28 protein-coding genes are annotated in these 25,687 nt (G+C 61.2%); 13 read left to right on the top strand and 15 right to left on the bottom strand.

Annotated elements, in window-relative coordinates; all coding sequences use genetic code 11:
* Nucleotides 1–64 precede the first annotated feature (64 nt).
* From DKB71_RS22200 to trxB, 3 genes are all read right to left on the bottom strand, one after another.
* Nucleotides 65–772, bottom strand: a complete 708-nt coding sequence (locus tag DKB71_RS22200) for an arginyltransferase (RefSeq protein WP_408597461.1) — start codon at nucleotides 770–772, stop codon at nucleotides 65–67.
* A 56-nt stretch (nucleotides 773–828) separates the two neighbouring features.
* Complete coding sequence (gene aat, locus DKB71_RS22195) at nucleotides 829–1,509, bottom strand: leucyl/phenylalanyl-tRNA--protein transferase (protein WP_274074765.1); 681 nt, start codon at nucleotides 1,507–1,509, stop codon at nucleotides 829–831.
* A gap of 62 nt (nucleotides 1,510–1,571) precedes the next feature.
* Complete coding sequence (gene trxB, locus DKB71_RS22190) at nucleotides 1,572–2,531, bottom strand: thioredoxin-disulfide reductase (protein ID WP_408597459.1); 960 nt, start codon at nucleotides 2,529–2,531, stop codon at nucleotides 1,572–1,574.
* Nucleotides 2,532–2,805: 274 nt separating this feature from the next.
* On the opposite strand from trxB, the gene DKB71_RS22185 reads away from it, so the two are divergent.
* The 6 genes from DKB71_RS22185 to cysG all read left to right on the top strand — a co-directional run bounded on the left by DKB71_RS22185 (nucleotide 2,806) and on the right by cysG (nucleotide 10,474).
* Complete coding sequence (locus DKB71_RS22185) at nucleotides 2,806–5,247, top strand: DNA translocase FtsK (RefSeq protein ID WP_408597457.1); 2,442 nt, start codon at nucleotides 2,806–2,808, stop codon at nucleotides 5,245–5,247.
* Between the two features lie 68 nt (nucleotides 5,248–5,315).
* On the top strand, nucleotides 5,316–5,939 hold the full coding sequence (lolA, locus tag DKB71_RS22180) for an outer membrane lipoprotein chaperone LolA (protein WP_274074768.1): 624 nt from the start codon (nucleotides 5,316–5,318) through the stop codon (nucleotides 5,937–5,939).
* 147 nt (nucleotides 5,940–6,086) lie between these two features.
* On the top strand, nucleotides 6,087–7,409 hold the full coding sequence (locus DKB71_RS22175) for a replication-associated recombination protein A (RefSeq protein WP_323608411.1): 1,323 nt from the start codon (nucleotides 6,087–6,089) through the stop codon (nucleotides 7,407–7,409).
* Nucleotides 7,409–7,783 carry a fluoride efflux transporter CrcB gene (crcB, locus tag DKB71_RS22170; RefSeq protein ID WP_274074770.1) on the top strand — a complete coding sequence of 125 codons (375 nt, stop codon included), beginning with the start codon at nucleotides 7,409–7,411 and terminating at the stop codon, nucleotides 7,781–7,783. The genes DKB71_RS22175 and crcB overlap by 1 nt, the downstream gene beginning before the upstream one ends.
* 15 nt (nucleotides 7,784–7,798) lie before the next feature.
* Nucleotides 7,799–9,079, top strand: a complete 1,281-nt coding sequence (serS, locus tag DKB71_RS22165) for a serine--tRNA ligase (protein ID WP_408597454.1) — start codon at nucleotides 7,799–7,801, stop codon at nucleotides 9,077–9,079.
* Complete coding sequence (gene cysG, locus DKB71_RS22160) at nucleotides 9,080–10,474, top strand: siroheme synthase CysG (protein ID WP_408597452.1); 1,395 nt, start codon at nucleotides 9,080–9,082, stop codon at nucleotides 10,472–10,474.
* A 123-nt stretch (nucleotides 10,475–10,597) separates the two neighbouring features.
* On the opposite strand, the gene DKB71_RS22155 is transcribed toward cysG, so the two are convergent.
* The 9 genes from DKB71_RS22155 to DKB71_RS22115 all read right to left on the bottom strand — a co-directional run bounded on the left by DKB71_RS22155 (nucleotide 10,598) and on the right by DKB71_RS22115 (nucleotide 15,594).
* Entirely contained in the window at nucleotides 10,598–11,599 is a 1,002-nt protein-coding gene (locus DKB71_RS22155) for a glutathione S-transferase family protein (RefSeq protein WP_408597450.1), read from the bottom strand.
* 90 nt (nucleotides 11,600–11,689) lie between these two features.
* A complete protein-coding gene (locus tag DKB71_RS22150) occupies nucleotides 11,690–12,691 on the bottom strand; it encodes a glycosyl transferase family protein (protein ID WP_408597448.1) in 1,002 nt (333 codons plus the stop codon).
* Complete coding sequence (locus DKB71_RS22145) at nucleotides 12,688–13,023, bottom strand: TusE/DsrC/DsvC family sulfur relay protein (protein WP_077185887.1); 336 nt, start codon at nucleotides 13,021–13,023, stop codon at nucleotides 12,688–12,690. The genes DKB71_RS22150 and DKB71_RS22145 overlap by 4 nt, the downstream gene beginning before the upstream one ends.
* Complete coding sequence (tusB, locus tag DKB71_RS22140; RefSeq protein ID WP_408597446.1) at nucleotides 13,020–13,313, bottom strand: sulfurtransferase complex subunit TusB; 294 nt, start codon at nucleotides 13,311–13,313, stop codon at nucleotides 13,020–13,022. The genes DKB71_RS22145 and tusB overlap by 4 nt, the downstream gene beginning before the upstream one ends.
* Nucleotides 13,313–13,675 carry a sulfurtransferase complex subunit TusC gene (gene tusC, locus DKB71_RS22135; protein ID WP_408597444.1) on the bottom strand — a complete coding sequence of 121 codons (363 nt, stop codon included), beginning with the start codon at nucleotides 13,673–13,675 and terminating at the stop codon, nucleotides 13,313–13,315. Before tusC ends, tusB begins: the two co-directional genes overlap by 1 nt.
* A 1-nt stretch (nucleotide 13,676) precedes the next feature.
* A complete protein-coding gene (gene tusD, locus DKB71_RS22130) occupies nucleotides 13,677–14,069 on the bottom strand; it encodes a sulfurtransferase complex subunit TusD (protein ID WP_408601148.1) in 393 nt (130 codons plus the stop codon).
* 196 nt (nucleotides 14,070–14,265) lie between these two features.
* On the bottom strand, nucleotides 14,266–14,970 hold the full coding sequence (locus tag DKB71_RS22125) for a YoaK family protein (protein WP_408597442.1): 705 nt from the start codon (nucleotides 14,968–14,970) through the stop codon (nucleotides 14,266–14,268).
* Between the two features lie 25 nt (nucleotides 14,971–14,995).
* Nucleotides 14,996–15,325 carry a DUF6388 family protein gene (locus DKB71_RS22120; RefSeq protein WP_274074779.1) on the bottom strand — a complete coding sequence of 110 codons (330 nt, stop codon included), beginning with the start codon at nucleotides 15,323–15,325 and terminating at the stop codon, nucleotides 14,996–14,998.
* Between the two features lie 20 nt (nucleotides 15,326–15,345).
* Nucleotides 15,346–15,594, bottom strand: a complete 249-nt coding sequence (locus DKB71_RS22115; RefSeq protein ID WP_034146936.1) for a hypothetical protein — start codon at nucleotides 15,592–15,594, stop codon at nucleotides 15,346–15,348.
* 148 nt (nucleotides 15,595–15,742) lie between these two features.
* Here DKB71_RS22115 and DKB71_RS22110 point away from each other — a divergent pair, with 148 nt between their 5' ends.
* A complete protein-coding gene (locus tag DKB71_RS22110; RefSeq protein WP_046817189.1) occupies nucleotides 15,743–16,093 on the top strand; it encodes a hypothetical protein in 351 nt (116 codons plus the stop codon).
* A 125-nt stretch (nucleotides 16,094–16,218) separates the two neighbouring features.
* Here the strand turns inward: DKB71_RS22110 and DKB71_RS22105 are convergent, their stop codons facing one another.
* Nucleotides 16,219–16,644 (bottom strand): N-acetyltransferase, encoded by a 426-nt coding sequence (locus DKB71_RS22105; RefSeq protein WP_274074780.1) that lies wholly within the window; start codon nucleotides 16,642–16,644, stop codon nucleotides 16,219–16,221.
* 145 nt (nucleotides 16,645–16,789) lie between these two features.
* Here DKB71_RS22105 and DKB71_RS22100 point away from each other — a divergent pair, with 145 nt between their 5' ends.
* Nucleotides 16,790–17,227 (top strand): hemerythrin domain-containing protein, encoded by a 438-nt coding sequence (locus DKB71_RS22100; protein WP_408597439.1) that lies wholly within the window; start codon nucleotides 16,790–16,792, stop codon nucleotides 17,225–17,227.
* 102 nt (nucleotides 17,228–17,329) lie between these two features.
* Here DKB71_RS22100 and DKB71_RS22095 read toward each other — a convergent pair whose 3' ends face one another.
* Nucleotides 17,330–17,830, bottom strand: a complete 501-nt coding sequence (locus DKB71_RS22095) for a methylated-DNA--[protein]-cysteine S-methyltransferase (protein WP_408597437.1) — start codon at nucleotides 17,828–17,830, stop codon at nucleotides 17,330–17,332.
* 137 nt (nucleotides 17,831–17,967) lie between these two features.
* Here DKB71_RS22095 and ggt point away from each other — a divergent pair, with 137 nt between their 5' ends.
* Both ggt and DKB71_RS22085 read left to right on the top strand, forming a co-directional pair.
* Nucleotides 17,968–19,695, top strand: a complete 1,728-nt coding sequence (ggt, locus tag DKB71_RS22090) for a gamma-glutamyltransferase (protein WP_408597435.1) — start codon at nucleotides 17,968–17,970, stop codon at nucleotides 19,693–19,695.
* Between the two features lie 68 nt (nucleotides 19,696–19,763).
* Nucleotides 19,764–20,297, top strand: coding sequence for a cysteine hydrolase family protein (locus tag DKB71_RS22085; protein ID WP_323608419.1), 534 nt, complete (start codon nucleotides 19,764–19,766; stop codon nucleotides 20,295–20,297).
* Between the two features lie 124 nt (nucleotides 20,298–20,421).
* On the opposite strand, the gene DKB71_RS22080 is transcribed toward DKB71_RS22085, so the two are convergent.
* Nucleotides 20,422–21,063: a TetR/AcrR family transcriptional regulator gene (locus tag DKB71_RS22080; protein ID WP_408597432.1), complete on the bottom strand. Its 642-nt coding sequence runs from the start codon at nucleotides 21,061–21,063 to the stop codon at nucleotides 20,422–20,424.
* A gap of 147 nt (nucleotides 21,064–21,210) precedes the next feature.
* Here DKB71_RS22080 and DKB71_RS22075 point away from each other — a divergent pair, with 147 nt between their 5' ends.
* The 3 genes from DKB71_RS22075 to DKB71_RS22065 all read left to right on the top strand — a co-directional run bounded on the left by DKB71_RS22075 (nucleotide 21,211) and on the right by DKB71_RS22065 (nucleotide 25,643).
* Complete coding sequence (locus DKB71_RS22075; protein ID WP_408597430.1) at nucleotides 21,211–22,212, top strand: helix-turn-helix transcriptional regulator; 1,002 nt, start codon at nucleotides 21,211–21,213, stop codon at nucleotides 22,210–22,212.
* Between the two features lie 138 nt (nucleotides 22,213–22,350).
* Complete coding sequence (locus tag DKB71_RS22070) at nucleotides 22,351–23,601, top strand: RHS repeat-associated core domain-containing protein (RefSeq protein ID WP_408597428.1); 1,251 nt, start codon at nucleotides 22,351–22,353, stop codon at nucleotides 23,599–23,601.
* A gap of 206 nt (nucleotides 23,602–23,807) precedes the next feature.
* Nucleotides 23,808–25,643: an amidohydrolase gene (locus DKB71_RS22065; protein WP_408597426.1), complete on the top strand. Its 1,836-nt coding sequence runs from the start codon at nucleotides 23,808–23,810 to the stop codon at nucleotides 25,641–25,643.
* Nucleotides 25,644–25,687 lie beyond the last annotated feature (44 nt).

The following is a 25,687-nucleotide window of genomic DNA, read 5'->3' as shown; positions in this document are numbered from 1 at the left end:
AGGCAAAAGCGGCGTGCATTGTGCCCGAAAAAGGGTGTTCAAGCCAAGGGGTTTAGGGCCTGCTCTAGTTCAGGACGACCCAGCGCTGGTTTATCAGCAGTTCGATGGGGCGATACTGGGTCTTGTAGCTCATTTTTTTGCAGTTCTTGATCCAGTAGCCCAGGTAAACCGCATTCAGCCCCAGCCGCCGTGCTTCGGCGATTTGCCAGAGGATTGCGTAGCGCCCCAGGCTGCGGCGTTCTTCGGCGGGCTCATAGAAGGTGTAGACCGCTGACAGACCGTTCGGCAGTAGGTCGGTGACAGCAATGGCCAGCAACCGGCCCTCGAGGCGGAATTCGTAGAACCGGGAAAAGGGCAGGTCGCGCACCAGGAAGGTGGAAAACTGATCGCGACTGGGCGGGTACATGTCGCCATCGGCATGGCGTTCTTCGATGTAGCGCTGGTAAAGATCGAAATACTCTTCGCTGAAGCCCGGCTTTGCGGGGCGCACCTGCAAGTCGGCGTTGCGTTTGAAAATGCGTTTTTGCTGACGATTGGGGGTGAATTGCCCGACTGGAATGCGCGCCGGTACGCACGCATTGCAATTCTGGCAATGGGGGCGATACAAATGGTCGCCACTGCGCCGAAAACCCATTTCAGACAGGTCTGCATAGACGTGCACATCCATGGGCTGGCTAGGGTCGAGGAACAGGGTCGTCGCCTGCTCCTCGGGCAGATAACTGCAGGAGTGGGGTTGAGTGGCATAAAACTTCAAACGCGCCAACTCGGTCATGATCAACCCTCGGGATAAGCTTTTGAATAAGTGTAAGCCACGCGGACAAAAGTCGCTCAGCAAACCCAGGTTGCATGATTGGGTTGATCCAGATGCCGCGCCAGGTAGTCGGCAAACTCGCGGCGTGGAATCGCCCGGGCACCCAGGCTGTGCAAATGGTCGGTGGGCATCTGGCAGTCGATGAGCACAAAACCCGAGTCTTTCAGATGTTGCACCAGTGTGGCAAAGCCAAATTTGGAGGCGTTGTCGGCCAGGCTGAACATGGATTCGCCGAAAAACAGCTGGCCCATCGCCAGGCCGTACAGCCCGCCCACCAGTTCGTCCTGGTCCCAGACTTCCACTGAGTGCGCATGGCCGCGCCTGTGCAGCTCGATATAGGCGTCCTGCATGGCATCGGTGATCCAGGTGCCGTCCGCATACTCCCGGGGTGCGGCGCAGGCACGGATGACCGCGGCGAAATCCTGATCGAAGGTCACCTGGTAGCGTTGTTGGCGCAGAAGTTTTTTCAGGCTGCGGGACACATGCAGTTCATCGGGAAACAGCACGGTGCGAGGGTCCGGCGACCACCAGAGAATCGGCTGGCCTTCGGAAAACCACGGGAAGCAGCCATGGCGGTAAGCCTGGATCAACCGGTCGGCGGACAGGTCGCCACCGGCGGCCAGCAATCCATTGGGATCACGCATGGCCTTTTCCAGCGCCGGGAACGTCAGGGTGTTGCGTTGTAACCAAGTCAGCATGGCATCAGGGCTTGCAGAAGGGGCGGGCGGGGCGGGCGCAGGGCCCGCCGTGACGTGTGCGGTCAAACAACGGGAAGGTCGGCGCGGTATTTTTCCGCGTCCAGGGCGGCCATGCAGCCGGCGCCGGCGGAGGTGACGGCCTGGCGATAGACGTGATCAGCGACGTCGCCCGCGGCAAACACGCCTTCGATGGCGGTGGCTGTCGCGTTGCCTTCGCTGCCACCCTTGACCAGCAGATAGCCATCGCGCATTTCCAGTTGACCGGCGAACAGGTCGGTATTGGGCTTGTGGCCGATGGCGATGAACACGCCGGTCAGCGGCAGTTCGGTGATGGCACCGGTATGACTGTCGCGCAGGCGGGCGCCGGTCACGCCGCTGGAATCGCCCAGCACCTCGTCCAGGTTCTGGTTCCAGTGCAGGCGGATATTGCCCTTGGCGGCTTTTTCGAAGAGTTTGTCCTGAAGAATCTTTTCCGAACGCAACTTGTCGCGACGGTGAATCAGATGGACTTCACTGGCAATGTTCGACAGATACAGCGCTTCTTCGACGGCGGTATTGCCACCGCCCACCACCGCGACCACCTGTTTGCGATAGAAGAAGCCGTCGCAGGTCGCGCAGGCAGAAACCCCTTTGCCCGCGAACGTCTCTTCCGAGGGCAGCCCCAGATATTGTGCCGAGGCACCCGTGGCAATGATCAGGGCGTCACAGGTATAAGTGCCGCTGTCACCGATGAGTTCAAAGGGGCGCTGTTGCAACTTGGCGGTATGGATGTGGTCGTAAACGATCTCGGTGGCAAAGCGCTCGGCGTGTTTTTGCATGCGCTCCATCAGGACCGGGCCGGTCAGGCCTTCGACATCGCCTGGCCAGTTATCGACTTCCACGGTGGTGGTGAGCTGGCCACCTGCCTGTATGCCGGTAATGACAACGGGCTTGAGGTTGGCGCGAGCGGCATACACGGCTGCGCTGTAGCCCGCGGGACCGGAACCCAGGATGATCAGGCGGGAATGCTTCGCTTCGCTCATAAAAACACCTCATAAGCCTTTGTCACGAAAGAGAATGCGTGCTCAAATTGAGTCGCACGTCATGTGCTGTTGACTATGCTACACCCAAGGGTTGCCAGCATGGCATCGCCCGTACAAACCCGTACAATGCCTCGCTGTAACAGTGTTTGTAACAAAATAGGCAGCGCATTTGCTGTTTATGAAAACCGATGCGCAGTGTTAAAAGTAGTCCCGGTTACGCCTGTTAACTTTTTTACCTGCCTGGATTGGGCAGTTTTTTCATAGTCATTAACAGATGGACGCGCCGTTGGCGCAGGAAAAGCAGGTTTTGAAGAAATCCACCGCAGCACCCAAAACAGTTGTTCCACTCTGGCGCCAGCACTTGCACTACCGCCTCAAGGAAGGTGCATTGATCGCCATCGGAGCGTTGTGCCTGTTCCTGATGATGGCCTTGCTGACCTATGGCAAGGACGATCCGGGCTGGAGCCACAACAGCAAGATCGATGACGTGCAGAACTTCGGCGGCCCGGCGGGCTCCTACAGCGCCGATATCCTGTTCATGGTGCTGGGTTACTTTGCCTATATCTTCCCGCTGTTGCTGGCGATCAAGGCCTACCAGATCTTCCGTCAACGCCACGAGCCGTGGGAGTGGAGCGGCTGGCTGTTCTCCTGGCGCCTGATCGGCCTGGTGTTCCTGGTGCTATCCGGTGCCGCGCTGGCGCACATCCATTTCCATGCTGCCACCGGTCTGCCGGCCGGCGCTGGCGGGGCGCTGGGCGAGAGCCTTGGCGACCTGGCGAAGAACGCGCTGAACATCCAGGGCAGCACGCTGCTGTTCATCGCCCTGTTCCTGTTCGGCCTCACGGTGTTCACCGACCTGTCATGGTTCAAGGTGATGGACGTCACCGGCAAGATCACCCTCGATCTGTTCGAACTGTTCCAGGGCGCCGCCAATCGCTGGTGGGCGGCCCGAGTCGAGCGCAAGCAACTGGTTGCGCAACTGCGTGAAGTCGATGACCGCGTGCACGATGTGGTCGCGCCGACCGTCACCGACAAGCGTGAGCAGGCCAAGGTCAAGGAACGCCTGATCGAACGCGAGCAGGCCCTGAGCAAGCACATGTCCGAGCGCGAGAAGCAGGTGCCGCCGGTGATCGCCCCGGCGCCACCCAAACCGCCAGCGCCGAGCAAGCGCGTGGAAAAAGAGAAACAGGCGCCGTTGTTCGTCGACAGCGCCGTGGAAGGCACCTTGCCGCCGATCTCGATTCTCGACCCGGCGGAAAAGAAACAGCTCAATTACTCGCCCGAATCCCTGGCGGCCGTCGGCCACCTGCTGGAAATCAAGCTCAAGGAATTCGGCGTCGAAGTCACCGTGGACTCGATTCATCCGGGTCCGGTGATTACCCGTTACGAGATCCAGCCGGCGGCAGGGGTCAAGGTCAGCCGTATCGCCAACCTCGCCAAGGACCTGGCACGGTCCCTGGCCGTGACCAGTGTGCGTGTGGTGGAAGTGATTCCGGGCAAGACCACGGTCGGTATCGAGATTCCCAACGAAGACCGGCAGATCGTGCGCTTCTCCGAAGTGCTGTCGACCCCCGAGTACGACAACTTCAAGTCCCCGGTCACCCTGGCCCTGGGCCATGACATCGGCGGCAAGCCGGTGATCACTGACCTCGCGAAGATGCCGCACCTGCTGGTGGCCGGTACCACCGGTTCCGGTAAGTCGGTGGGTGTGAACGCGATGATCCTGTCGATCCTGTTCAAGTCCGGCCCGGAAGATGCCAAGCTGATCATGATCGACCCGAAAATGCTCGAGCTGTCGATCTACGAAGGCATTCCGCACCTGCTGTGCCCGGTGGTGACCGACATGAAGGACGCCGCCAACGCCCTGCGCTGGAGCGTCGCCGAGATGGAGCGACGCTACAAGCTGATGGCGAAGATGGGCGTGCGCAACCTCTCCGGCTTCAACGCCAAGGTCAAGGAAGCGCAGGATGCCGGCGAGCCATTGAGCGATCCGCTTTACAAGCGCGAAAGCATCCACGACGAGGCGCCGTTGCTGCAGAAGCTGCCGACCATCGTAGTGGTGGTCGATGAATTCGCCGACATGATGATGATCGTCGGCAAGAAGGTTGAAGAGCTGATCGCCCGTATCGCCCAGAAGGCGCGGGCGGCGGGTATCCACCTGATCCTCGCGACCCAGCGTCCGTCGGTGGACGTGATCACCGGCCTGATCAAGGCCAACATCCCGACCCGCATGGCGTTCCAGGTGTCGAGCAAGATCGACTCGCGGACCATCATCGACCAGGGCGGCGCTGAACAACTGCTCGGCCACGGTGACATGCTCTACATGCCGCCGGGTACCAGCCTGCCGATCCGGGTTCACGGCGCGTTCGTGTCCGACGACGAGGTCCATCGCGTGGTCGAGGCCTGGAAACTGCGTGGCGCGCCGGAATACAACGACGACATCCTCAACGGTGTCGAAGAGGCGGGCAGCGGCTTTGAAGGCAGCAGCGGTGGCGGCGACGGCGATGATCCGGAAGCTGATGCGCTGTATGACGAAGCGGTGCAGTTCGTCCTGGAAAGCCGTCGTGCGTCCATTTCCGCGGTGCAGCGCAAGCTGAAGATCGGCTACAACCGCGCCGCCCGCATGATCGAAGCCATGGAAATGGCCGGCGTCGTGACGTCCATGAACACCAACGGTTCGCGTGAAGTCCTGGCCCCCGGCCCGGTACGCGACTGACCCGACACTGAAAAGGGGCGGCGTCCTGAGGCGCCGCCCGCACTCCCACGAATGTTATGAGGACTCCCATGCGTCTGATCCGCATGCTGTTGCTGCCGGTACTGGCTTTGAGCACGCTCTCGGCCCACGCCGATGACAAGGACGTGGCACGCCTGACCCAATTGCTGGAAAAATCCCAGACCCTGACCGCGCGTTTCTCCCAGCTGACCCTCGATGGCTCGGGGACCCAGTTGCAGGAAACCGCCGGCGAAATGTCGCTGCAGCGCCCGGGCCTGTTCTATTGGCACACCAATGCGCCCGCCGAGCAGACCATGGTCTCCGACGGCAAGAAGGTCACCCTGTGGGACCCGGACCTGGAACAGGCCACCATCAAGAACCTCGACCAGCGCCTGACCCAGACCCCGGCGTTGCTGCTGTCCGGTGACGTGTCGAAGATCAGCCAGAGCTTCGATATCAGCGCCAAGGAAGCCGGCGGCGTGATCGACTTCACCTTGAAGCCGAAAACCAAGGACACTCTGTTCGACAGCCTGCGCCTGTCGTTCCGCAATGGCCTGGTCAACGATATGCAGCTGATCGACAGCGTCGGCCAGCGCACCAATATCCTGTTCACCGGGGTGAAGGCCAACGAGCCGATCCCGGCTTCCAAGTTCAAGTTCGACATCCCCAAGGGTGCGGACGTGATCCAGGAATAAAACGCAAAAACCCCTTGTGGGAGCGGGCTTGCTCGCGAAGGTGGTGTGTCATTCAGCATTGAAGGTGACTGATACACCGCCTTCGCAATGTCTCCACAGGGGTTAATCATCGATCTCAGGATTAACTAGAGGTTTTAAACGTACGCCATGGACCTGTTTCGCAGCGCCCCCATCGCCCAGCCCCTGGCCGCCCGCCTGCGCGCGACCAACCTGGACGAGTACGTCGGTCAGGAACACGTGCTCGCTCGCGGCAAGCCCTTGCGCGAAGCCCTGGAGCAGGGTGCCCTGCATTCGATGATTTTCTGGGGACCGCCGGGAGTGGGCAAGACCACCCTGGCGCGGTTGCTCGCGGAAGTCTCCGAGGCGCATTTCGAAACGGTGTCGGCGGTGCTGGCCGGGGTGAAGGAAATCCGCCAGGCGGTGGAAATCGCCAAACAGCAGGCCGCGCAGTACGGCCGGCGGACGATCCTGTTCGTCGACGAAGTGCACCGCTTCAACAAGTCCCAGCAGGATGCGTTCCTGCCGTATGTCGAAGACGGCACGCTGATCTTCATCGGCGCGACCACGGAAAACCCCTCGTTCGAACTCAACAACGCCTTGCTCTCCCGCGCGCGGGTCTATGTGCTCAAGAGCCTCGACGAAGCCGCATTGCGCAAACTGGTGCACCGCGCGCTGACCGAAGAGCGCGGCCTGGGCAAGCGCAACCTGACCCTCAGCGATGAAGGCTTCCAGATGTTGCTGTCGGCCGCCGATGGCGATGGCCGGCGCTTGCTCAACCTGCTGGAAAACGCCTCGGACCTGGCCGAAGACAACAGCGAGATCGGCACCGACCTGCTGCAAAGCCTGCTCGGCGATACCCGTCGGCGCTTCGACAAGGGTGGCGAAGCCTTCTACGACCAGATCTCCGCGCTGCATAAATCCGTGCGCGGTTCCAACCCCGACGGCGCGCTGTACTGGTTCGCGCGCATGATCGATGGCGGCTGCGATCCGCTGTACCTGGCCCGGCGCGTGGTGCGCATGGCCAGCGAAGACATCGGCAATGCCGACCCGCGTGCGCTGAGCCTGTGCCTGGCGGCGTGGGAAGTGCAGGAGCGCCTCGGCAGCCCCGAGGGCGAATTGGCGGTGGCCCAGGCCATCACCTATCTGGCCTGCGCGCCGAAAAGCAACGCGGTGTACATGGGTTTCAAGACCGCACTGCGTGCCGCCGCCGAGCACGGCTCGCTGGAAGTGCCGCTGCACCTGCGCAACGCACCGACCAAGCTGATGAAGCAGCTCGGGTATGGCGACGAATACCGTTATGCCCACGATGAACCCGACGCTTACGCCGCCGGCGAGGACTACTTCCCGGAAGAACTCGACCCGATACCCTTCTATCAACCGGTGCCGCGCGGCCTGGAATTGAAGATCGGCGAGAAGCTCAATCACCTGGCCAAGCTCGATCGACTGAGCCCCCGGCAGCGGAGAAAATAGTGCTCCCCCTGATCATTGCAGTGTCCATCGGCGGAACCGCCGGCACCTTGCTACGCTTTGCCACGGGCAACTGGATCAACGCTAATTGGCCGCGGCACTTCTATACCGCGACGCTGGCCGTTAATATCGTCGGCTGTTTGCTGATCGGCGTTTTATACGGTCTGTTTTTGCTACGCCCGGAGGTGCCGATCGAGGTGCGCGCCGGGTTGATCGTCGGCTTCCTCGGAGGGCTGACGACTTTTTCATCCTTTTCACTGGATACGGTGCGCCTGCTGGAAAGCGGGCAAGTGCTTCTGGCCCTGGGCTATGCTGCCATCAGCGTATTCGGCGGGCTGCTCGCCACCTGGGCTGGCCTGTCCTTGACCAAACTTTGATAACGAGAGACCGACATGCTCGATTCCAAACTGTTACGTAGCAACCTTCAGGACGTAGCGGACCGCCTGGCATCCCGTGGCTTTGCCCTGGATGTCGCGCGCATCGAAGCGCTGGAAGAACAGCGCAAGACCGTCCAGACCCGCACCGAAGCACTGCAGGCTGAACGTAACGCGCGCTCCAAATCCATCGGTCAGGCCAAGCAACGCGGCGAAGACATCGCGCCGTTGATGGCGGACGTCGAGCGCATGGCGGGCGAGTTGAGTGCCGGTAAAACCGAGCTGGACGCGATCCAGACCGAACTGGACGCCATCGTGCTCGGCATTCCCAACCTGCCGCACGAATCGGTGCCGATCGGCGAAGACGAAGACGGCAACGTCGAAGTGCGCCGCTGGGGCACGCCGACCGCGTTCGACTTCCCGGTGCAGGACCACGTCGCCCTGGGCGAAAAATTCGGCTGGCTGGACTTCGAGACCGCCGCCAAGCTGTCCGGCGCGCGCTTTGCGTTGCTGCGCGGCCCGATCGCCCGCCTGCACCGCGCCCTGGCGCAGTTCATGATCAACCTGCACGTCACCGAGCACGGCTACGAAGAGGCCTATACGCCTTATCTGGTCCAGGCTCCGGCACTGCAAGGTACCGGTCAACTGCCGAAATTCGAAGAAGACCTGTTCAAGATCACCCGCGAAGGCGAAGCCGACCTGTACCTGATCCCGACCGCCGAAGTGTCGCTGACCAACATCGTCGCCGGCGAAATCGTCGATTCGAAACTGCTGCCGATCAAGTTCGTCGCGCACACGCCGTGCTTCCGCAGTGAAGCCGGTGCATCGGGTCGCGACACCCGCGGCATGATCCGCCAGCACCAGTTCGACAAGGTCGAGATGGTGCAGATCGTCGAGCCGTCGACCTCCATGGAAGCGCTGGAAGGCCTGACCGCCAACGCCGAGAAAGTCCTGCAGCTGCTGGAATTGCCTTATCGCACCATTGCCCTGTGCACTGGCGACATGGGCTTCAGCGCGGTCAAGACCTACGACCTGGAAGTGTGGATTCCGAGCCAGGACAAATACCGCGAAATCTCGTCGTGCTCCAACTGCGGCGACTTCCAGGCCCGTCGTATGCAAGCGCGTTTCCGCAACCCGGAAACTGGCAAGCCGGAACTGGTACACACCCTGAATGGTTCCGGCCTGGCGGTCGGTCGTACCCTGGTGGCGGTGCTGGAGAACTACCAGCAGGCCGACGGTTCGATCCGTATTCCTGAGGTACTCAAGCCGTACATGGGTGGCCTCGAGGTCATCGGCTAAATGAACTATCTGCCGCTGTTCCATAACCTTCGCGGCAGTCGTGTGTTGGTCGTCGGTGGGGGGGAAATTGCCTTGCGCAAATCCCGCCTGCTGGCCGATGCCGGTGCGCTGCTGCGGGTGGTCGCACCTGAGATCGAAACGCAGCTGCGTGAGCTGGTCAGCGCCCATGATGGCGAGTGCCTCACGCGCGGTTACGTCGAGGCGGACCTGGACGGTTGCGTGCTGATCATTGCCGCCACCGACGACGAAGCGCTGAACGCACAAGTCTCCAAGGATGCCCATCGGCGTTGCGTGCCGGTCAACGTGGTGGATGCGCCGGCCTTGTGCAGCGTGATCTTCCCGGCGATCGTCGACCGTTCGCCGTTGATCATTGCCGTGTCCAGTGGTGGCGATGCGCCGGTACTGGCGCGATTGATCCGCGCCAAGATCGAAACCTGGATTCCTTCCACCTACGGTCAGCTGGCTGGCCTGGCGGCGCGGTTCCGTCATCAGGTGAAAAAGCTGTTCCCGGATGTGCAGCAGCGCCGCGCGTTCTGGGAAGACGTCTTCCAGGGCCCGATTGCCGACCGGCAACTGGCCGGGCAGGGCAGTGAGGCCGAGTGTTTGCTGCAGGCGAAAATCGAAGGTGAAACGCCAGTGGCGACCGGTGAGGTCTATCTGGTGGGCGCAGGGCCAGGTGATCCCGACCTGCTGACGTTCAAGGCCTTGCGCCTGATGCAGCAAGCCGACGTGGTGCTCTACGACCGCCTGGTGGCGCCGGCGATTCTCGAGCTGTGCCGTCGCGATGCCGAGCGCGTCTACGTCGGCAAGCGCCGCGCCGATCACGCCGTGCCCCAGGACCAGATCAACCAGCAATTGGTCGACCTGGCGAAACAGGGCAAGCGTGTGGTGCGGTTGAAGGGTGGCGATCCGTTCATCTTCGGCCGTGGTGGCGAAGAGATCGAGGAACTGGCGGCCCATGGCATCCCGTTCCAGGTGGTACCAGGCATCACGGCGGCCAGCGGTTGCGCGGCCTATGCCGGGATACCGCTGACCCATCGCGATTACGCGCAGTCGGTGCGGTTCATCACCGGTCACCTGAAGGACGGTTCCAGCGATCTGCCTTGGGCCGACCTGGTCGCGCCGGCGCAAACCCTGGTGTTCTACATGGGGTTGGTGGGCTTGCCGAGCATCTGCGAGCAATTGATCAAGCATGGTCGCGGGGCGGATACCCCGGCGGCGTTGATCCAGCAGGGCACCACGGTCAACCAGCGGGTGTTTACCGGCACGTTGGCGGACCTGCCACGGCTGGTGGCGGAGCATGAAGTGCATGCGCCGACATTGGTGATCGTGGGGGAAGTGGTGCAACTGCGCGAGAAACTGGCGTGGTTTGAAGGGGCTCAGTCACAAGTCTGAGCACCGAGTCGCCTCCATTCGCGAGCAAGCCCGCTCCCACATTCAATCGCATTCTTCAGTTAGAACTCGGTTAAATGTGGGAGCGGGCTTGCTCGCGAAGAGGCCCTCAAACCTTTATCAATCTCAGGCCTTGCGCCAAACTCCTTTCCCGCTCAACCGCTCCCGGTCATGTCCCGCGGTGAAATCCTGCTGCGGCCCCTTCGGCACGATCCCCGTCGGATTGATGGTCTTGTGGCTGCCATAGTAGTGATTCTTGATGTGTTCAAAACTCACCGTCTCGCCAATCCCCGGCCACTGATAAATCTCCCTTAGCCAGTTCGACAGGTTCGGATAATCCGCGATCCGCCGCAGGTTGCATTTGAAGTGCCCGTAATACACCGCATCGAAACGAACCAGCGTGGTGAACAGACGGATGTCCGCATCGGTCAGGTACTCACCGGCCAGGTAACGGTTGGCGCCCAGCAACTGCTCCAGTCGATCCAGCTCGGCAAACAATTCATCGAAGGCTTGTTCATAAGCGCTCTGCGACGTGGCAAACCCGGCGCGGTACACGCCGTTGTTGACTGCCGGATAGATCCGCTCGTTCAGCGCATCGATTTCACCGCGCAGCGCAGCCGGATAGAAATCAAGGTCATTGCCGGTCAATTCATCGAAGGCGCCGTTGAACATGCGGATGATTTCCGCCGATTCATTGTTGACGATGCGCTTCTGCTGGTTGTCCCACAGTACAGGCACGGTGACGCGGCCGGTGTAGTCGGCGGTGTCGGCGGTGTAGCGCTGGTGCATGAAGTCGAAGTGATCGAGCTTGTCGCCGGTGGAGCCGTGGGACTTGTCGAAGGTCCAGCCGTTTTCCAGCATCAAGAAGCTGACCACTGATACATCGATCAGGCTTTCGAGGCCCTTGAGTTTGCGTAGGATCAGCGTGCGATGCGCCCACGGACAAGCGAGGGAGACGTAGAGGTGATAGCGGCCAGCCTCGGCAGCAAAGCCACCGACACCACTTGGGCCGGGTTGGCCGTCAGCCGTGACCCAGTTGCGACGCTGCGCCTGTTCACGCTGGAACGCGCCGTCCTTGCTGCTTTCGTACCATTTGTCCTGCCAGCGACCTTCAACTAACAAACCCATGTCCGAGACTCCTCAACCGATAAGCGTTGGAGAAGAGTCTAGGCTGTTAGGTTCGATAAAAAAGCGCAAAGCTTGAAGGGTTATGATCGATTAAATCGATTTATCCCGCGCATCCCAGTATTGCTGGGCAGTTTCGAACGCTTGCTCGCGGCTCTGGCCCAGGCCGCGCAACGCCAGGGCCATGGTCGAGATCAGGGCCATTTGCGGGTAACTGTCGACGACATCGCCGCGCCATACCGCCTTCAAATGCGCAGGTTCCAGGCTGGCGGGTTTGACGTGGCGCTGACTCGACAGTTGCGGCCATTCCTCATCCCAGCTCTCGCCACCGCGGGTGCCGTACAGGTGGCTGTCAGCGTCGGGGTTGATCTCGATCTCGCCGCCATCGCCCTTGACCACGATCGCCGTGTCGCCGAGCAGGCCGCTGGCATCGCGGTGCACCGCCTGGTAGCCGGGGTGGAAGATGCTTTGCAGGCCGCAACGGGCGCCTAGCGGGTTGAGGATTCGCGCCAGCGAGTGGATTGGCGAGCGCAGGCCGAGGGTGTTGCGCAGGTCGATCATGCGTTGCAGCTGCGGTGCCCAGTCCACCAACGGCATGAAGGCCAGGCCGCCGTTGTCCAGCGCCGTGCCGACCTGCTGCCAGTCGCGGCACAGCGGGATGTTCAGCTCATCCAGCAGTTGTTCGCTGTAGAGCCGACCCGCAGTGTGCGCGCCGCCGCCATGCATGAAGATGCGCACACCGTTCTGTGCCAGGCACTTGGCCGCCAGCAGATACCACGGCAGATGACGTTTTTTGCCGGCATAGGTCGGCCAATCCAGATCCACCGCCAGGGCCGGCGCCTGCAAGCGCTCACGCAGGGCCTCGGTGAAACCGGCCATTTCCTGCGCGCTTTCTTCCTTGTGGCGCAAAAGCATCAGGTAAGCGCCGAGCTGGGTGTCCTCGACCTTGTCGTCGAGCACCATGCCCATGGCGGCGCGGGCTTCTTCACGCGTCAGGTCGCGGGCGCCACGCTTGCCTTTGCCGAGGATCCGCACGAATTGGGCGAACGGGTGCTCGGCGGGCGTTTCGAGGGTCAGCGCTGGGTAGTCGGTCATAGGCAATTCGTCGGTTTGGGCAGGCCCGCCAGTTTTGCGGCGAGTTTGGCAGGGGTGCCTTTGAACAGTCGGTTCAGGTGCAGGCTGTTGCCTTTGTCCGGGCCGAGTTTCAATGCGGTGTACTTGATCAGCGGCCGGGTGGCTGGCGACAGCTGGAATTCGGCGTAGAAGCTGCGCAGCAGTTCGAGGATCTCCCAGTGCTCGGGGCTCAACTCGATGTCTTCGGCGGCGGCCAGGGCACTGGCGACATCCGCCGACCAGTCGCTGAGTTCCACAAGAAAACCGTCCTTGTCCAGCTCGATGGCGCGCGCGCCGACCGTCAATACATTCATAACCAGCTGTTGACCTTGTCATGGTGGATCGACAGTTCGACGAAGGCCGGATAACCCACAGCTGTTGCCCAGCCTGGCACATCGATAGCCCGGGCCTGCGCATCTTCGGCCAGCACGTAGAGTGCCAGGCCGCGGGCATTCAGCGCCGTAAAAGGTGCGGTGCCGGGCTGCAGGGCATAGGCCGCGTCGCCGCACAGCAGCAGCGAGTCGTTGCTACCGATCAGGCGCAGGCAACTGTTCAGGCGGTCGTCGCCGAACGGGGAATGAGACAACACATGCAAAGTCGACATCAGAGGGTGATCACCTGGTCGTAACGGTCAATGAGCGCAGTGATTTCGTCGGCGGCCAACACGCGGGCTTCCGCAAGCGACAAGGCGCCACGGTCCAGGCCACGTTCGCCGGCGCTGTCGGCACAGACGAACAGTTCTTCGACGCCGAACATCGGCAGAGCCTGCAGGTTGGCGCTCAAGTCTTTCTGTTGCAGGGCCCTGGCGTCCTGTTTCGCGGCGAGCTGGAACACGCCGTCGTCGAGAAACAGCAGGCCGATCGGCAAATCGAAGGCACCGCCCGCCAGCACGATGTCCAGCGCTTCCCGCGCGCCCGGCCCGGACCATGGCGATTGGCGGCTGATGATCAGCAAGGATTTGGCCATCTCACGCACCTCCGAAGCAGATCAGGCGGTCGGCGTCCTGCACCGCATCGTGCAACTGGCCGAGCCCGGACAATTCCCACGGCGCGCCGACGGCGGCAGCTTCGCGCTGATAGCGTTTGGCTTCTTCTTCGTTCAACACCCCACGGCGCAGGGCGGCGGCGATGCACACCACACCGTCCAGTTGGTGTTCGCTGACGAAGGCGCGCCATTGTTTGGGCAAGTCCAGCTCGTCCTGGGGCGTGACCACACTGGCGGACGCGTTGTAGACGCCATCCTGGTAGAAAAACAGCCGGACAATCTCATGCCCACCGGCCAGCACAGCCTGGGCGAACAGCAAGGCGCGGCGCGAGGAGGGCGCATGGGCGGCGGAAAATACGGCGATGGCGAACTTCATGGCGGACTCGATCAGCGAAACTGCGGCCATGATAAAGCTTTATCGGCGTATGGGCTAAATCGATATCGCCTGTGCGGGCCTCTTCGCGAGCAAGCCCGCTCCCACAGGAAATGCGTCGGTCACAAAATTGCAGATCGCCACAGATCAACTGTAGGAGCTGGCTTGCCAGCGAAGGGGCCCGCACAGGCAACAACAATCAACGGGGCATATACCCCAACTGCCAACGCCGTGGAATCTTCAACGACAACAGCCCCAGCGCCGCCGCCAGCAAGCCGCTGGCAAACAACGCCTTGAGCCCGAAATGATGTTCCAGCACCGCACCGACCACCGCACCGGCAAACATGCCGGTCCAGGGGATCAATTGCACCCTCCATCCATTGCGGCGCTCGCCGAGCATCCAGCGCCCCAGCCCACGGCCGAAGCGCGACAGGGCGCCGGTGACGTAGGTCAGGCCGACCGGCAGGCCGTTGACCTCTTCCACGGCAGCATTGAGCATGCCCATGGCGATGATCGCCGCCAGCAGGGCGGGCAGTTGATTGTCGTAGGGCCAAGCCGCCGCGGCGCACAGCAGGGCGGCAATGCACAATAGCAAGGGCAGTGACCGGCGCCGGCCCAGGCGGCTGACGATAATGCCCAGCGCATTGCCGACAATGAAGGTGGCGATGAGGATCACCAGGCGCAGGGTCAACCCCAGGTCGCCGGCACTGATGGCCACCGCCATTCGCGTGGTGTTGCCGCTCATGAACGAGACGAAGTCGCCGCTGGCCATGAAACCGATCGCGTCGGTCATGCCGGCCAGCACCGAGAGCATGGCCACCAGGCTCATGCCGATTCGTCCGCGCCATTTCTGCGTGTGCAGGTGTCCGGGGCTGGCGTGGGGCCTGGAGGCGGAAGGCAGCATTGGCGGTGACGTCCTCGAGCGGTGGTCAGGGGGTTATCCCGTACAGGTCGCAATACTCCAGCCAGTCCATGCCGGCCATTTCCGCCACTTCCTTGTGCACTTCCAGGCGCTGGGCCTGGTATTCCTCTGGTGTGGCGGCGGTCAAAAGCAGCGTCAGCTCCCAGGCAAACAAACCCTGTTGTTCGGCTTCGGCTTCGAAGGCCTCATGCAGGCGTTCATCGCGAAACTGCGCGAGGGTTTCGCCCTTGGCCTGGGCCAGCAGCGGGTTGAGGTTGTCGAGCTCGACGCGCAGTTCGGGACGCTCGTCGAGAAACTTCTTCAGTGCGTGTTCGTGTTGCTGCTCGGATGCCGCCATGGTCACTCCTTGGGAACGGATTATGAAGACTGTTTCTTGCTGGCCTTGGCCGCTGCCGCCAGACACTCGAGGGCGAACTGCTCGGTATAGGTCATCTGGATCGGCGTGGTTTCACCCTTGACGGTTCTTTCGCCGTCGAGGATGTAACGAATGCGCTTGTCGGTGACGCCGATTCGCTTGGCGATCCAGGAAGGTGTCTGACCGATCTGGCTGATCAGTTTGTCGGCGTATTCAGTGGTCGGTTTGTAGAATTCGGCATTGGGTGTCATGGGGCTTCCAGTGAAAAGTGCAATACAGCGCTATTGGCGCGACAGGGTGCGCGAATCGTCAGGCGCTGTCGCGGTATAAATGAAGTAAAGCAGAACGATACGCAGTGCCACGGTGATACAGTCCGCTTTTTCCTGATGAGTGAATGCAATGCGAATTCTGATGGTTGCGCTGGCCGTTACCTTGCTGGCGGGATGCGCGAGCTCGGCGATGAACGACGCTCGTACCAAGGCCCCGTACAAGACTCTCAACTCGGACAAGCCGGCCAAGGACGTCGCCCAGTGCGTGCAGTTTTCCTGGCAGGACGAAGCGGTGTTCGGTGTCGATGCTGCCGCGTACCTGGAACCGGGAGAGAAGGGCAGCACCACCGTGTACACCCGCTCGGCGGAGTCTTTTGTCGACGTGACCACCGATGCCTCGGGCACGGTGCTGAGTTACTACGCGCAGCAGGATGATTTTGTCGCCAAGCGGCGGTTGGCGGCGTTGGCCACCTGCCTTTAAGGTCAATGCAATTCCCCATGTGGGAGCGGGCTTGCTCGCGAAGCCGGTGGGTCAGTCAGCATCGATGTTGAATGAAAAACCGCTTTCGCGAGCAAGCCTGCTCCCACAGGGTTTTTGTGTCGTGGTCAGTAGCTCAGGCGTTTCTGGAAGAAGAAATGCTTGTACCCCGGCGGGTAATCGGCAATGTGCCCGATCTCGCTATAGCCGCATTTTTTGTAGAACTCCGGCGCCTGGAATTCAAAGGTGTCGAGCCACAGTCCTACGCACTTCCTCTCCCGCGCCAGCTCTTCGGCCATCTGCATCAGCCGGGTGCCCATGCCCTGTCCCCGGGCCTGTTCCGGTACCGACAGCAGGTCGATGAACATCCACTGGTAAAACAACCGGGCATAAAGGCCGCCGAGGATCGCATCGTTATCGTCGCGCACCAGCAGGGCGATGTGCTCGGGTACCGCGCCGTCGGCCTTCGAGGCGTTGTAGGCGCGCAGCGGCAGCAGGATGGCCTGGCGCTCTTCTTCCGTGGGGGTGGGCGAAAACTCTATTCGCAGGTTCATGGCTATATCCTTATGGCAGTGAACCGGCAGCCTATCGTGGTCCCTGTCATTGTTCCAGCACCCTCAGCCAGTGGAACCCTCGCCAATACGCAGATGTCATTTACTGTGACGCGCCATTCCAGAGTGCGACCGATGAGGACATTCCGTGAATATTTTCGAAGCCTTGCGCGAAAGCCACGAGCGCCAGCGTACCTACGCCAAAGCCTTGATCCGCACCAGCGGCGATAGCCCTGAACGAGTCGAGGCGTACAAGCAGCTCAAGTCAGAACTGCAGGCTCACGAAACCGCCGAAGAGCGGCATTTCTACATCCCGCTGATGGAGTTCGACAACGGCGTCGACTTGAGCCGCCACGCGATCGCCGAGCACCACGAGATGGATGAAATGATGGAAGAACTGGACAGTACAGAGATGTCCAGCCCGTCCTGGCTCGCGACCGCAAAGAAGCTGTCGGAAAAGGTTCATCACCATCTCGAGGAAGAGGAGCAGAAGTTCTTCCAGATGGCCGGCAAGTTGCTTGACGACAAGCAGAAAGAGTCGCTGGCGGGCCAATACGAGAAGGAATACCAGGCGCAACTTGCTTGACCGAACGCCCCCCTGTAGGAGCTGCCGGGCTGCGATCTTTTGATCTTGTTTTTAAAAAATCAAAGTCAAAGATCGCAGCCTGCGGCAGCTCCTACATAAAGATCAAAACCCGGGCAGGCGAGGTGTTCGGCTTTCCAGGCTGAGCAACGTCTGCTTCGCCTCCAGCCCCCCGGCGAACCCGGTCAGTTTCCCCGACGCGCCAATCACCCGGTGACAAGGCGCGATGATCGAAATCGGATTCCTCCCATTCGCCGCGCCCACTGCCCGCACCGCGCTCGGGTGGCCGATCTGCTCGGCGATCTGGCTGTAGCTGCGGGTCTCGCCGAAGGGGATGGTCAACAAGGCCATCCAGACCTTCTTCTGAAAGTCCGTCCCGACAAAATCAAGCTCCAGCTCGAAAGACTGGCGCGTGCCCGCGAAGTATTCGCGCAGTTGTTGCGCGGTGCGTTGCAGGAGCGGGTTGTCCGGCGCTTCACTCATCGGCCCCAGGCGCACACGGCCCGGTTTGTCGTTTTCCCAGAGGATGGCCGCCAGACGTGAACCGTTCGCCACCAGCTTCAACTCGCCGACCGGTGACGCCAGGGTGATGCAGGTGTAGGTCATGTCGCAAGCATCGCCGAATTGTTGAACAGGCGTTAAGGATACTGCTTCACCGAGGAGGCGCAATACGCAATCGCGACCATACTTGCCTACGGCTTTTGATGCGTTTTCCTACTTAAATAAGAAGAAGAGACCGACTCATGAAGTACGAACCTTTTGCCAAATCGCTGATTGCGACCTCATTGGCGCTCAGCTGCCTGATGGCCCATGCGGCCTCCGTGGCCCCGGTCGCCGCCGAAAACGGCATGGTGGTCACCGCCCAGCACCTGGCCAGCCATGTGGGCGTGGATGTGCTGAAGAACGGTGGCAACGCGGTCGACGCCGCTGTTGCGGTGGGTTACGCGTTGGCGGTGGTCTATCCCGCGGCGGGTAACCTGGGGGGTGGTGGTTTCATGACCATCCAGCTGGCGGACGGGCGCAAGACGTTCCTCGACTTCCGTGAAAAAGCCCCGCTGGCCGCCACCGCCGACATGTACCTGGACAAAGATGGCAACGTCATCCCCGACCTGAGCACCCGCGGTCACCTGGCCGTCGGCGTGCCGGGCACCGTGTCCGGCATGGAACTGGCGCTCTCCAAATACGGCACCAAACCGCGCAAGGAAGTGATCGCCCCGGCCATCAAGCTCGCCGAAGACGGTTTCGAGTTGGAGCAGGGTGACGTCGAGTTGCTGGAGTACGCCACCGACGTGTTCAAGAAGGACATCAAGGATTCCGGCGCGATCTTCCTGAGCAACGGCGAGCCGATGCAGGTCGGGCAGAAACTGGTGCAGAAAGACCTCGGCAAGACCCTGCGGGAGATCTCCGAGAAAGGCGCCGACGGCTTCTACAAGGGCTGGGTGGCCGACGCCATCGTCACCTCCAGCCAGGCCAACAAGGGCATCATCACCCAGGCCGACCTCGACAAGTACAAGACCCGCGAACTGGCGCCCATCGAGTGCGACTACCGCGGCTACCATGTGGTCTCGGCACCGCCACCGAGCTCCGGCGGAGTGGTGATCTGCCAGATCATGAACATCCTCGAAGGCTATCCGATGAAGGACCTGGGCTATCACTCGGCCCAGGGCATGCACTACCAGATCGAAGCGATGCGCCACGCCTATGTGGACCGCAACAGCTACCTGGGCGACCCGGACTTCGTGAAAAACCCGATTGCGCATCTGCTCGACAAAAACTACGCGACCAAGCTGCGTGAAGCCATCAGCCCGCAAAAGGCCGGGGTGTCCAAGGACCTCAAGCCTGGCGTAGCCCCCCATGAAGGCAGCAACACCACCCATTACTCCATCGTCGACAAATGGGGCAATGCGGTGTCGGTGACCTACACCCTCAACGACTGGTTCGGTGCCGGGGTCATGGCGAGCAAGACCGGGGTCATCCTCAACGATGAAATGGACGACTTCACCTCGAAGATCGGCGTACCCAACATGTACGGCCTGGTGCAGGGCGAGGCCAACGCCATCGCACCCGGCAAGGCGCCGCTGTCGTCCATGAGCCCGACCATCGTCACCAAGGACGGCAAAGTGGTAATGGTGGTCGGCACCCCCGGCGGCAGCCGTATCATCACCGCGACCCTGCTGACCATGCTCAACGTCATCGACTACGGCATGAACATCCAGGAAGCGGTCGATGCACCGCGTTTCCACCAGCAATGGCTGCCGGAGGAAACCAACCTTGAGACCTTCACCACCAGCCCGGACACGGTGAAGATCCTCGAAAGCTGGGGCCACAAGTTTGCCGGTCCCCAGGATGCCAACCACCTGGCGGCGATCCTGGTGGGCGCGCCGTCGCTGGAGGGCAAGCCGGTGGGCAAGAACCGTTTCTACGGGGCCAACGATCCACGGCGTAATACCGGGTTGTCGCTCGGCTACTGAGGCTTGTGTTTGGAGGGGGACGGACTTATGTTCGTCCCTGATCCACTGACTTCTTCAAGGAAGGAACCATGACCACTGCACTGCTGATCATCGATGTACAGCAAGCCTTGTGCGCAGGCGAGTACGAGTGTTTTCAGATCTCGCGTGTCATCACCACCATCAACGATCTCTCTGCCCGGGCGCGAAAGGCCGGCGTGCCGGTGGTGTTCATCCAGCACGAGGAAAAGGGCAGTCCCTTTGCCCATGAGGCGGCGGGCTGGCAACTGGCCGAAGGGCTGGAAACTTCAGCGAAGGATGCGCGCGTACGCAAGACCACCCCGGATTCGTTCTACCAGACCAACCTGCAGAAGCTGTTGCCGATCGATGACTTCGAACGCCTGGTCATCTGCGGGCTGCAAACCGATTATTGCGTCAACGCCACGGTGCGCCAGGCGTTGAAACTGGGCTACGACGTAGTGCTGGCGGCGGACGCGCACTCCACGGTCGACAACGGCAACCTCAGCGCCGAAGACATCATTGCCGAACACAACAAGGACCTGGCGCACCTGACCGGTTCGGTGGCGCGGATCGACGTGGTCCCGGCCGCAAAAGTCCTGTTTTAAGCTACGCAGTCCCCTTGTAGGAGCCCGGCTTGCCGGCGAAGGCGTCCTTGAATATTGCGCTGGTCTTGCGGGCGCCTTCGCCGGCAAGCCGGGCTCCTACAGGGGAATGCAGCGCTCGCCCAGTTCAAGTCGCAAACTTCAAAACCCTGTCTTCCCGCACCACAAACGGCACCACGCCGCCCAGCACCAGCCGGGTAATGGTCGCCGCCGCGTTGTCGTAATCCTCGTCCTGTGGCGTCCCGCGCCCGGTGATATGCGCCATCTGCCATCCCAGGTTGGTGTACGTGCGCGTCGCCGACCAGATGAACAACATCAGATGCTCCGGATCCACTGGCGCCAGAACACCCCGTTCGATCCAACTGCCCAGGCATTCGACGTTGCGCCGGGCCTCGGCGTACAGCAGGTCTCGACATTCCTCGGGCAGGTGCTTGGCGCTCAACAACAGCTCATCGCTGAACACCTTTGCAATGTGCGGGTGCTCCCGGGCGATACGAATCCGCGCCTCGATGTAGGCCGGCAGGCTCACCAACGGGTCGTCGCTCTCGCGCAGCACCGCAGAGGCTTCCAGCAGCGGCTCGACAAACCCGAGCAGCACCTTGGCGTAGAGGTTTTCTTTGCTCTGGAAGTAATAGTACAGGTTGGCTTTCGGCACGCCGGCCCGCGCCGCAATGTCGCGAGTCTGGGTGGCGTCGAAGCCCCTGGCGGCAAATTCCGCGCTGGCGGCCTCCAGGATCAGCTGCTGGTTGTGTTGGCGAATACGGCTCATGGGGACTTCTTGGCGATTTGAGTTTCGCAATATACAAAACTATATAGCGATAGAGCCAGTCTCATCCCCAAATCCGCCGGTGGACGCCATCGCGGCGCCTGTGGCATGGTCCCGGCGACAAACCATGCAGCGAACAGGATCGGCACGATGGAGCAGGGTAATCTGGGTGGCAACACCCTGCAGGCGTTCAACCGTTGCGTGCTGCACCTGGGACGTCTGGCACGCGAACGTGGCGCTGCCGAATTCATCGCCGACGGCTTGCAGGCGTTCCGTCAACTGGTTCCATTCGCTTCGGCTTGGTGGGGCGAGATGTCCACCTCGGTCGCCAGCGCACCGCCGCAAAGCTGGATGCACGGGCGCATCGACCTGCCTGACTCGTTTGCCGGCGAATGGCAACAGAACGCCGGCAGCGACAGATTTTCCCATGACACCTTGAGCCGTCCCGGCGAGGTCATCCGCGACAGCGGCTTCAACGACCCCAACGCCGAAGTGGATGCATTCGCCCGGCGCCATGATCTCTATCACCTGATGTGCATCACCTTCGAGCTGCCGGAAAGCGGCTTGATGTTTTTCGTCTGCCTCTACCGTGGCGCCGATGCAATGGCCTTCAGCGACGGCGAGGCCGATCTGTTTTCCGCGTTCTGCGACCACCTGTTGCAGCTGTGGCGATTCCAGGTGCAGGACATGATCTGCGTCGACACCGGCAACGGCGCCAGCGATTTTGGGGTCGCACGACGCGACGGTGGCCTGCTCTACATTGGCGCCGGGTTGTGCTCGGTCATTCAACGGGAGTTGCCCGGCTGGAATGGCTCGACGCTGCCCGACAAAATCATCGCGCACTTGCCCAAAGCGCCCTGCGTCATGCACCTGGGCCGCTCGGCACTGACCCTCAGCCCGAACGCCGAGCACGTCATCCTGTCGCTGGAAACCCAGCCACGCGGTGCGGTGCTGGCACCTCGGGAGCGGACGGTGGCGATGTTGTTCGCGGCGGGTCATTCCTATAAGGAGATTGCCAAAATTCTTTCCCTCAGCCCCTCCACAGTGCGCACCTACCTGCGCAACTGTTACTTGCAGTTGGGCGTGAAGAGCAAGGTGGAACTGGGTTCGGTGCTGCGTTCGCCAAATGCGCTTGCGGTGCCCCGGGATTGAATGTCGCGGGTCGGGGACTTCGGTGGGTGATCCGGTGCTTTATCAGCCCGTTCACCTATCAGTTCTGCTAGTTCCCATCGTGAGTAGAACCGTCAATACTCGGTCCATCTGACGTTCGATCTTCAGGAGTGCTCACCGATGTCACGTCCGCGTGAAATGCTGATGTACCAGTATCGCTACGACGCACTGGACCGACTCATCGGTCATACGCTGACAGGTACCTGCGAGCGGCAACTCTTCTACTGCAAAAGTCACTTGGCCACCCAGGTGCAAGGAACAATTAGTTATTCACTGTTCCAAAACGGCGACCAGTTGTTGGCGCAACGACGACTCCACGGTGTGATAGATGAAGCCGCGTTACTGGCCGTTGATCAGCAACGCTCGGTGCTGCATTCTGCCACTGCCACTGCCACTGCCACTGCCACTGCCACTGCCACTGCCACTGCCACTGCCACTGCCACTGCCACTGCCACTGCCACTGCCACTGCCACTGCCATTGCGCCCAAGGCCATGGCCTACTCCGCCTATGGCTACCGCCCTGGTGTTGACGAATTGGCCAGTCTGTTGGGATTCAACGGCGAACCTGTGGATCCACTGACCGGGCACTATTTGTTGGGGAAGGGGTATCGGGCGTTCAATTCGGTGCTGATGCGGTTTCACAGCCCGGACGGTTTCAGTCCGTTCGGGCAGGGGGGCGTGAATTCGTATGCCTATTGTCTGGGTGATCCGGTAAATAATAGCGATCCGAGTGGGCATTTCATTCTTCCATCCAGAGTTAAAGCATTAGTGTCGGGATGGGTAGGGAAAGCCAGAGCCAACTTATCTCTTCCGGTCGGAGGAAGAATCAGTCGAGAATATTTTGTTAGTCCTGCCGCAATAGAGAATCTAGGTATTGCCACAATGGACCAACACGTCTCGACGGCTGGTACCTCCAATCGGTTGAGAAGTTATTCTACGAGGTACGCTGATACACCAAATATCGTACTGCATAACTATACCTCCAATCTGCACCGCCGAAGGCTGGTTTACCCAACAAGAAACCAAAGGCAATTCGATGCAGCATCGGGTTCAGAGCTGGACGCCATATTTAGAAACCCACGCCACCCGCAGCACGAGGCAGTATTAGGCGTGTATCAACAAAATTCCGAAATCAATATTCGCAATCTTCTATCTGTTCCGTCTCCCAGCACGTCCAATGTTAGTCCTTCCATAGACCCCGACCGTGTATTGGCACGAATTGATAGTGGGCTGACAGGTAATGTTCCAGGCGTTATGCCAAGCATGTTGATCCACAGGATCAGGACTGGGCGTATTAACCCGCTAACTGACGTACAACTTCGGCAGCGATATCTTCAGTTTTTCAACCGAAATGCTCGACGCGAAGGGTAGTGCTTGCGCTAGCGCTCCACACCCTCCTATGCAAATCTGGGCAGGAGGGTATGCATACATCACAAACCCCAAACTTTATTCCTACCCTCCTCATTTGCAGAGGTCCATTCGAATGCCGTGCCCTATAGGGTATGCCCTGCATATCAAGGGCTTGCGCGGCAGACTGGCAGGGCCCTTCAAAAACTATAAAAACAGAGGTGAGGCCATTGAAATTCTCCGGGCTATTTATCGCCGTTGCCGGTGCGACGGTCGTGTCCTGCGTGGCGCTGGTGGGGTGCCAGAGCCAGGGTTCGACCAGTGCCGACATGGTCATGCGCAACGGTTACGTGTACACCGTCGACGGCAAGGATTCGGTGCAGCAGGCGGTTGCCGTCAAGGACGGGAAGATCCTGTATGTCGGCAGCGATGAGGGCGCTGCTTCTTACATCGGCACCCAGACGCAAGTGATCGATCTGGCCGGGCGCATGCTGATGCCGGGCTTCATCGATGCGCACATGCATCCGGGGGACGGCGGTCGCGCCATGACCTTGTGCGATCTGAAGTACCAGACGATGACCCGCAAGGTGTTCCAGGAAACCATCCAGGCCTGTCTGGATGCGGACAAGGACAAGGGCGACGACGTCTGGCTCGAAGTCGGCAGTTGGGATCGCATGGGCATGACCGGCCTCGACGGCGATGCCGACAAATCGACCCTCGATGCGCTCAAGACCCGGCGCCCGATCCAGGTGCGCTCCACCGACTTCCACACCGTGCTGCTCAACTCCCGCGGCCTCGCGGTGGCGGGCATCGACAAGCGCACGGCCAACCCCGGCGATGGCAAGTACGTGCGCGACAGTGCCGGCAATCCGACCGGCATCTGCGAGGACGGCGCGGCGGATGCCATGGCCGCCGTGGTTCCGCCGGCCACCGACGCCGAGAAGCTGATGCAAAGCCGCGCCGCGCTCGACGCCATGCGCCAGCAGGGCATCACCAGTTTCTTCGATGCCATGTCGGGACCGGAGAACGCCAAGGCATTCACCTCCCTCGCGCAGTCCGGCGAACTCACCGCCCGGGCCTTGCTGGCGATCAAGCTGGACCCGGCCGCCGCCACTGCAGACCCGGATAAAACCATCGCCGAGGCCAAGGCCCTGGCCAGCACCTACGACCAGGGGGAAACCAAGGTCGCGCCGGGCGTGAGCATGCGTCACGTCAAGTTGTTCATGGACGGCATCATCAATGCGCCGGCCGACACCGGGGCGATGTTGACGCCGTACCTGCACAACGCCGGCACCGAAATGGCACCGAAATGGGCGCCGGGCAAGAACCGTGGCGAGCTGTATTTCCCGCCCCAGGTTCTCAATCCGCTGCTGCTCAAGGCCGTCCAGGCCGGTCTCGATCCGCACCTGCACGCCACCGGCGACCGCGCAGTACGCGACTCGCTCAACGGCATCGCCTACGTGCGCCAGCAATTGCCCGGCAACCCGTTCCGCCCGGCCATCACCCACGCCGAGTCGGTGGACCCGGCCGATTACGGGCGCTTCAAGGCGCTGGACGTGACCGCCAACATGTCTTTCCAGTGGGCGCAGCAGGCACCGTCCACGGTGGACGGGACCAATGAACATCTGGGCGCCGAGCGATTTTCCCGCATGGAACCCTCGGGCAGCATCGCTCGCGCTGGTGGCCGGGTGGCGTATGGCAGCGACTGGCCGGTGGACCCGCTGGACGAGTTCCTCGCGCTGAAAATCGGTGTCACCCGCGCGGGCGATCCACAGAACCCGCACAGCTATGGCCCCCAATACGCGGGCAGGCTCAACGATGCCCCGTCGCTGTCCCGTGCCGAGGTGCTGCGCACCATCACCCTGAATGCGGCCGAGCAACTCAGGCTGGAAAAAGTGACGGGCTCGGTCGAGGTGGGCAAGTTTGCCGACCTGATCGTCCTGGACAAGAACTTCATGCAGGTGCCTGAGGACGAGTTGGGGCGCAATCAGGTGTTGCTGACGCTGGTGGGCGGCAAGGTGGTGTGGGCGAAGGCACCGTTTGTGGGGCAGGTGGCCAAACGGTAAAGGCTTTTTGTAGGGCTGCCGCAGGCTGCGATCTTTTGATCTTG

This window comes from Pseudomonas sp. PLMAX, from assembly GCF_046042685.1.
Lineage (GTDB): Bacteria > Pseudomonadota > Gammaproteobacteria > Pseudomonadales > Pseudomonadaceae > Aquipseudomonas > Aquipseudomonas putida_AE.
Note: the sequence above shows the minus strand (reverse complement) of the source record. Positions and strands in the feature narration are given on the sequence as shown.